We start from the raw sequence: 6,578 nt of genomic DNA, 5'->3' as shown, positions 1-6,578 counted from the left end.
CGGCTGGTTCGACCGCCCGGACGGCACGGTGACGCTCGGCATGGGCGTCCCGCTCGGCCGGCTCGACCCGCGCACCGCGCAGTTCGTCGCGGCCGCGGACCACCCCATCACCGTCACCCCGTGGCGCACGCTGCACCTGCACGGGCTCGACGAGGGCGTGGCCGAGACCGTGGTGCGGGTGTTCGCCCCGTTGGGCCTGATCTTCGACGCGAACTCGCCGCTGCTGCGGGTCAGCGCCTGCGTGGGCGACCACGGGTGTGCTCGCGCCCAGGGGGATTCGCTCGGCCGCGCCGCCGAGTTGGCCGACGGGATCGACGGCGGACTCGACGACGGGGAGCGCGTGCACGTGGTCGCCTGCGAGCGCGGCTGCGGCGCACCGCCCGGCGAACACCGACGGGTGGTCGTGACCGACGAGCCCGGCGAATAGACTTCCCGGGTGCACCACTACCTCACCGACGGCGCCGAGATCTACCGGCGATCGTTCGCCACGATCCGCGCCGAGGCCGATCTCAGCGCTGTCGCCGCGGACGCGGAGACGGTGGCCGTCCGCATGATCCACGCCGCGGGCCAGACGGACCTCGATCACGACATCCGCATCTCGTCGGGCGCCGTCGCCGCCGGGCGCACGGCCCTGCGGGCGGGCGCGCCGATCCTCACCGACGCGAACATGGTGGCGCACGGCGTGACCCGGACGCGCCTCCCCGCCGACAACGAGGTGCTCTGCCTGCTGCGCGACCCGCGGGTCCCGGCGCTGGCCGCCGAGCTCGGGACGACGCGCAGCGCCGCGGCCCTGCAGCTGTGGGGCGAGCGCCTCGACGGCGCCGTCGTCGCGATCGGCAACGCGCCGACCGCTCTGTTCCACCTGCTCGATCTGCTCGCCGCGGGCGCGCCGAAGCCCGCGGTGGTCGTGGGGATTCCGGTGGGGTTCATCGGCGCCGCCGAATCGAAGGACGCACTGGTCGCCGAGGCGGGCGGCCTGGGCGTCGAGTTCATCACCGTGCTGGGCCGCCGCGGCGGCAGCGCGATCACGGCGGCGGCGCTCAACGCGCTGGCGCGGGAGGAGGAGCTGTGACGGGGATCCTGTACGGCGTGGGCGTGGGGCCGGGCGATCCGGAGCTGGTCACCGTCAAGGCGGCGCGGCTCATCGGGGAAGCCGACGTCGTGGCCTATCACAGTGCGCGGCACGGCCGTTCGAACGCCCGCGCCTGTGCGGCGCCGTACCTGCGCGCCGACCAGACCGAGATCCGGCTCATGTACCCGGTGACCACCGAGACCACCGACCACCCCGGCGGCTACCGCGGCGCGCTCGAGGACTTCTACGCCGGCGCCGCCGAGGAGCTCGCCGAGCACCTGGCGGCCGGGCGGAACGTCGCCCTGCTCGCCGAGGGCGATCCGATGTTCTACAGCTCGTACATGCACATGCACAAGCGGCTGCGCGACCGCTTCGAGTGCGTCGTGGTCCCCGGTGTCACCTCCGTGAGCGCCGCGGCCGCCGCCACCGGCGTCCCGCTCGTCGAGGCCGACGAGGTGCTCACCGTGCTGCCCGGCACGCTCCCCGCGGACGAGCTGCGGCGCCGGCTCGCCGACACCGACGCCGCCGCGATCATGAAGCTGGGCAGGACCTTCCCGACCGTGCGCGGCGCGTTGCGGGAGGCGGACCGCGACGGCGCGGCCTGGTACGTCGAGCGCGCCAGCCGCGCGGACGAGCGCGTGCTCGCGGTGGACGACGTCAGCGCCGAGGACGTCCCGTACTTCGCGACGGTGCTCGTGCCCGGCCGGATCAACGCGCCCACGCCACCGTCGGGCGAGCGCGGCGAGGTCGTCGTGGTCGGGCTCGGCCCCGGCGACGAGGCGTGGACCACGCCGGAGGTGCGGCACGAGCTCTCCGAGGCCACCGACATCGTCGGCTATCAGACCTACACCGACCGCGTGCGGCCCCGCCCGGGGCAGCGAGTGCACGCCTCCGACAATCGGGTGGAGGCCGAACGGGCCCGCCATGCACTGGAACTCGCGGCCGGCGGCGCCCGCGTCGCGGTGGTCAGCTCCGGTGACCCCGGCGTCTTCGCGATGGCCTCCGCCGTCGCGGAGGTCGCCGCCGATCCGTCGTTCCACGCCGTCCGCGTCCGCGTGCTGCCCGGCATGACGGCCGCGAACGCCGTCGCCAGCCGGGTCGGTGCGCCCCTCGGCCACGACTACGCGGTGCTCTCGCTCTCCGACTACCTCAAGCCGTGGGAGGTCATCGAGGAGCGGCTGCGCGCCGTCGCCGCAGCCGACCTCGCGCTGGCCGTGTACAACCCGGCGTCGAGGACGCGCCGAGAGCAGCTCGTCCGGATGCGCGAGGTGCTGCTCGAGGTGCGCGCCCCCGAGACCGTCGTCATCGTCGGGCGCGCCGTCGGCTCCCCCGAGGAGTCCCTGACGGTGACGACTCTCGGCGCGTTCGACCCGGAGCAGGTCGACATGCGGTGCCTGCTCATCATCGGCTCCTCGCGCACCGAGGTGACCGAACGGTCCGGCGGCCGCATCGTGCACACTCCCCGTAAGTACTGAGAGAAGGAGAAGGACATGGCGAAGGCGTACTGGATCGCGTTCTACCAGGAGATCAAGGACCCCGAGAAGATGGCCGAGTACGCCCGGATCGGCGGTCCGGCGATCACGAACGCCGGCGGGCGGTTCATCGTCCGCGGCCAGGCCGCCGTCGCCTACGAGGCGGGGAAGATCGAGCGCACCACCGTGATCGAGTTCGACAGCCTCGAGCAGGCCGTCGCCGCGCACGACTCCCCCGCCTACCAGGAGGCGCTCGCCGCCCTCGGTGACGGCGCCGTCCGGGAGATCCGGATCTGCGAAGGTTCCTGACGCGCACTGCGCGCGGAACAGGCGGGGCCGGCCACGTGTTGGACCGACCATGGCATCGACCGAGTTCGACCCCCGCAGCCTGATCGCCTCCAGCCGCATCGGCGTCCTCGCGACGCTCCGGGCCAGTGGCATGCCGCAGCTCTCGCCCGTTACGACGGTGTACGCCGCGGACGCCGACCGGATCCTGGTCTCCATGACCGCGGGCCGGGCGAAGGAGGCCAACCTGCGGCGCGATCCGCGCGCCGCGATCGAGTTCACCAGCGCCGACGGCTACACCTGGGCCACCGCGGAGGGGACGGCCACGCTCATCGGCCCGTCGACGGATCCCGACGGCCCCGAGGTGGACGCCCTCGTCGAGTACTACCGCAGCGGCGCGGGCGAACACCCCGACTGGCGCGAGTACCGCGAGGTGATGGTCGCCGACCGTCGGGTGCTACTGGTGCTGCAGGTCACCCACGCATACGGCGCCAAGCTGCGCTGATCCGGCGGTGCCTCCCTCCTCGTGGTGTCCGCGGCGCGACCCGATGAACGCTATTCGGATAGTCATAGCGATGTCGAACGCATGAGCGTATTATGGAGTCATGGACCTCCCGAGCGGACTGCGCGAACTACCGGGGTATCTGCTGCCTCCGGAACTCGCCGACGCCGCAGGCTTTCAGGAGCGAACAGCGGACGTGTTGTTCGAACAAGGACGGCGCGAGAACCTCGCGTTCTGCCGCACCATCACCACTCTCTACAGCTTGTACCGCACCGTCTACGCCGACGCGGAGGCCGAGTACCTGGGACTGCCCGCTGCCGATGTCACTGACAGGGAACTCCTGGCCCGCAGGAAGGACCTGCGGTTGCGGGAGATCGCTCTGAACGCCCAGGTCTCCACCAGACTCCGCCTCGGGCCCGATGCCGCCGACCGCGCCCTGACGGAAGCCGTCGGATTCATCGAACGACTCCCCCGGGTGTTCACGCTCGTCGGGGAGAATTGCATCTCGGTGCGCGCCGGGCAGGAGGCGTTGCGGTGGAGTCGAGTCCTCACCGGCGAGCAGGCTCGCCGCTTCGACGAACTGATCGCGGAACGACTGCGCCGTGACCCGCTCGAACTGCTGGCGATCCCGGCGGTGCGGGAGGCGGCGGACAGGATCGTGGAAGCCATCGACCCGCATGCTGCGGAGAAGCGCCGCAAGCGGGCGCGGGAGGACCGCACCGTGGTGTTCCGGGCGGAGGACGACGGTATGGCCGCTGCCTACGCGCTACTGCCCGCAGAGGACGTACTGGAGATCGACGCCAGGGTCGAGGAGATCATCGAGACCGTGTGCGATCACGACCCGCGGACCATCGCGCAGAAACGCGCCGATGGACTGACTGCTCGCGTTCGCGGATCGATCACCCTCGGCTGCAAGTGCGATCAGCCCGGATGCCCCTACCGCGAGGAACGCCGCCCCGATGACGGATCGGTCGACGGGGCGATCATCCGCTACCGCACCCTCATCCACGTCGTGATCAACGAGACCACCCTCGCCGGGCGCAGCGACGACGCCGGCTACCTCGTCGGCCACGGCCCGGTCACCGCGGGCACGCCCGTGACCTCGCCGCCCGCGACGATGCCGTCATCCGCGAATTCGGTGAGCGCATCACGGAAACCGCTGAACCCGAGCCCGAGGCCACTCCTGCACCCGACGCGCCTGCGCCTGCGACCGATGAGTCCGAGCCCGCCGCAGCTGAGTCGGAGCCCGCACCAGTCGAACCGCACCCCGAACCCACACCCGCACCCGACGCGCCCGAGCCTGCGCCGCCGTTGGTCACGGCGCACGGTTCGTCCGGGTACCGGCTCACCGCTGACCTCGCCCGCTATCTGACCCTGCTCTACCCGCGGTGCGTGTTCCCGATGTGCACCCGACCCGCCGCGCGATGCGAGATCGACCACTCCACCGAGTACGACCACCACGACCCCGCCGCAGGCGGGCCCACCACCGCCGACAACCTGCAGCCTCTGTGCAAAGCCCACCACCGCTTGAAGACCGCGGGCGGGTGGATCGATGCGCGCCTGCCCGACGGTCGCATCCTCTGGACCAGTCCTACCGGTCGGTTGCTGATCGTCGACCCCGCAGGCACTGTCCTCGGCCTGTTCCCCGACCTCCGCCGGATCGACTGGACCACACCACCATCCAGGACCCCGAAGGTGCAGTACCGCAACGGCCCCACCCGCCTCGAGCGCGAACACGCCCGCCGTGCTGACGCTCGGGCGGCGAGCATCGCCCTCCTGAACGACCTCGAACCCCACGAGGCGGACACGCCGCAATCCGAGTTCGAGCGCAGCCTCGAGATCGCGATCCTCGCGTTCACGCACACCCGCCGCGACGAATCGCGCCGGAACGAATCGCGCCGAAACACAGAGCCGCCCACGCGGTTCCCCGACGTGGCGCCCCATCCCCGACCGCCGGGACGTCCGCACCCCGACGACGAGCCGCCACCGTTCTGAGCGCGCTACGTGGAGAACTGCGTCGCCGCCTCTTCCGCTGTGACGCGCCCGGCGGTCGCCAGGTCCAGGTTCGCCATCGATGCGGCGTGCACCGCGGGATCGGCCGCCGCGACGCAGTCCTCGACGACGTGGACGATCAATCCGAGGTCGGTGGCGTGACGCGCGGTCTGCTCGACGGTGAGGTTGGTCGCGACGCCGGTCAGGTAGAGCGTGTCGATGCCGTGCTCCGCCAGCCACTCCGTGGCGGGCCCGGCGAGACCGGACAGGCGCTGGTTGTCGTAGACCGCGGTGGGCTGATCGGCCATGACGGCGATGATCCGCGCGCCGTCGGCGTCCGGCCGGAAGGCCTCCTGCGCGTCGCCGACCGCCTGCATGAACGCGGTGTTCCGCACCAGGTCACCCTCGCCCTCGGGCACGGTGAACCTCGTGAAGATCACCGGCACGCCCGCCGCGATCGCCGCGTCGTGGAAGGCCGCGGCCCGATCCACGACACCGGACTCGGCGACCGGCGCGGCCAGCATCGGGCCGAAGAATCCCTCCGGCTCGATCACGTTCACCTGCCAGTGCAGGGCGAGAACAGCAGCTGTCATGCCTCGATCATGCCCGCGTGAGCAGGCGCGCGCCCAGCAGGGCCACGACGGCGCCCGGCAGGACGTTGACGAGGAGGATCGGGAACTCCTCGGCGACGGTGTAGCCGTGCGAGACGCCCACGGCGAGGTTGCCGATCATCGCCAGCGTCCAGAGCACGACGAAGGCGAGCGCCGCCCGCTGCGGGCCGACCGACCCGACCTTCCGCCCGACGGCGAGGAAGATCAGCGCCAGCACGATCCCGAGGGTGACGATGATGATCGTCCGCACGGTGGTCAGCCCTCGCGGATCGTCATGGACTTCAGGCGATCCCCCGCGACGGCGAAGGTGAACTCGCTGAGGCCGTTGGCATGGGTGCTGCGCCAATCGCCCACGACCGTCACGGTATCGCCGTCGACGGTGACCTTCTCCGGCGTCAGCACGCCCTTGGCGCCGATGAACTCCTTCGCGCTCCAGCCCTGCATCGCGGCGCGGTCGGCGAAGACGCGGCCCCAGTCGTCGATGAAGCCGTCCGCGGTGAAGGCGTCGAGGAAGGCGGTCTCGTCACCGGCGTTCACGGAATCGATGAACTCCGCAACCGGGCTGGGGATGTCGATGGTCGTCATGCGCGTCTCCTCGTCGTAGCGTCCGTGGGCTTGCAGCCCCACACAGGCCATCGTAGGGG

General features: G+C 71.6%; 9 protein-coding genes and 1 pseudogene. 7 read left to right on the top strand and 3 right to left on the bottom strand.

What is annotated here, in order from left to right; genetic code table 11:
* The 7 genes and pseudogenes from ACNAYW_RS22640 to ACNAYW_RS22610 all read left to right on the top strand — a co-directional run.
* Window positions 1-427, top strand: a pseudogene (locus ACNAYW_RS22640) (precorrin-3B synthase); the annotation flags it as partial.
* 9 nt (window positions 428-436) lie between these two features.
* Entirely contained in the window at window positions 437-1,072 is a 636-nt protein-coding gene (locus ACNAYW_RS22635) for a precorrin-8X methylmutase (RefSeq protein ID WP_415851879.1), read from the top strand.
* Complete coding sequence (locus ACNAYW_RS22630; protein WP_415851878.1) at window positions 1,069-2,547, top strand: precorrin-2 C(20)-methyltransferase; 1,479 nt, start codon at window positions 1,069-1,071, stop codon at window positions 2,545-2,547. The genes ACNAYW_RS22635 and ACNAYW_RS22630 overlap by 4 nt, the downstream gene beginning before the upstream one ends.
* A gap of 15 nt (window positions 2,548-2,562) precedes the next feature.
* Entirely contained in the window at window positions 2,563-2,853 is a 291-nt protein-coding gene (locus ACNAYW_RS22625) for a DUF1330 domain-containing protein (protein WP_415851877.1), read from the top strand.
* A 49-nt stretch (window positions 2,854-2,902) separates the two neighbouring features.
* Window positions 2,903-3,334: a PPOX class F420-dependent oxidoreductase gene (locus ACNAYW_RS22620; RefSeq protein ID WP_415851876.1), complete on the top strand. Its 432-nt coding sequence runs from the start codon at window positions 2,903-2,905 to the stop codon at window positions 3,332-3,334.
* Window positions 3,335-3,434: 100 nt separating this feature from the next.
* Window positions 3,435-4,703: a DUF222 domain-containing protein gene (locus tag ACNAYW_RS22615; RefSeq protein WP_415851875.1), complete on the top strand. Its 1,269-nt coding sequence runs from the start codon at window positions 3,435-3,437 to the stop codon at window positions 4,701-4,703.
* A gap of 29 nt (window positions 4,704-4,732) precedes the next feature.
* Window positions 4,733-5,326: an HNH endonuclease signature motif containing protein gene (locus ACNAYW_RS22610; RefSeq protein WP_415851874.1), complete on the top strand. Its 594-nt coding sequence runs from the start codon at window positions 4,733-4,735 to the stop codon at window positions 5,324-5,326.
* Window positions 5,327-5,331: 5 nt separating this feature from the next.
* On the opposite strand, the gene ACNAYW_RS22605 is transcribed toward ACNAYW_RS22610, so the two are convergent.
* Genes ACNAYW_RS22605 through ACNAYW_RS22595 form a run of 3 tightly spaced genes read right to left on the bottom strand, consistent with a single transcriptional unit; the run spans window position 5,332 to window position 6,519 of the window.
* Window positions 5,332-5,916, bottom strand: coding sequence for a cysteine hydrolase family protein (locus ACNAYW_RS22605; RefSeq protein ID WP_415851873.1), 585 nt, complete (start codon window positions 5,914-5,916; stop codon window positions 5,332-5,334).
* A gap of 7 nt (window positions 5,917-5,923) precedes the next feature.
* On the bottom strand, window positions 5,924-6,184 hold the full coding sequence (locus ACNAYW_RS22600) for a hypothetical protein (protein ID WP_415851872.1): 261 nt from the start codon (window positions 6,182-6,184) through the stop codon (window positions 5,924-5,926).
* Window positions 6,185-6,189: 5 nt separating this feature from the next.
* On the bottom strand, window positions 6,190-6,519 hold the full coding sequence (locus ACNAYW_RS22595) for a nuclear transport factor 2 family protein (RefSeq protein WP_415851871.1): 330 nt from the start codon (window positions 6,517-6,519) through the stop codon (window positions 6,190-6,192).
* Between the last annotated feature and the right edge of the window lie 59 nt (window positions 6,520-6,578).

Origin of the sequence: Tsukamurella ocularis (genome assembly GCF_965138335.1) — a bacterium.
GTDB classification, from domain to species: Bacteria; Actinomycetota; Actinomycetes; order Mycobacteriales; family Mycobacteriaceae; genus Tsukamurella; species Tsukamurella ocularis_A.
Note: the sequence above shows the minus strand (reverse complement) of the source record. Positions and strands in the feature narration are given on the sequence as shown.

Bases quoted from the DNA above. Each gene is read 5' to 3' on its own strand.
- ACNAYW_RS22625 (WP_415851877.1), top strand. From the start codon at position 2,563: ATGGCGAAGGCGTACTGGATCGCGTTCTACCAGGAGATCAAGGACCCC.
- ACNAYW_RS22620 (WP_415851876.1), top strand. From the start codon at position 2,903: ATGGCATCGACCGAGTTCGACCCCCGCAGCCTGATCGCCTCCAGCCGC.
- ACNAYW_RS22615 (WP_415851875.1), top strand. From the start codon at position 3,435: ATGGACCTCCCGAGCGGACTGCGCGAACTACCGGGGTATCTGCTGCCT.
- ACNAYW_RS22610 (WP_415851874.1), top strand. From the start codon at position 4,733: ATGTGCACCCGACCCGCCGCGCGATGCGAGATCGACCACTCCACCGAG.
- ACNAYW_RS22605 (WP_415851873.1), bottom strand. From the start codon at position 5,916: ATGACAGCTGCTGTTCTCGCCCTGCACTGGCAGGTGAACGTGATCGAG.
- ACNAYW_RS22595 (WP_415851871.1), bottom strand. From the start codon at position 6,519: ATGACGACCATCGACATCCCCAGCCCGGTTGCGGAGTTCATCGATTCC.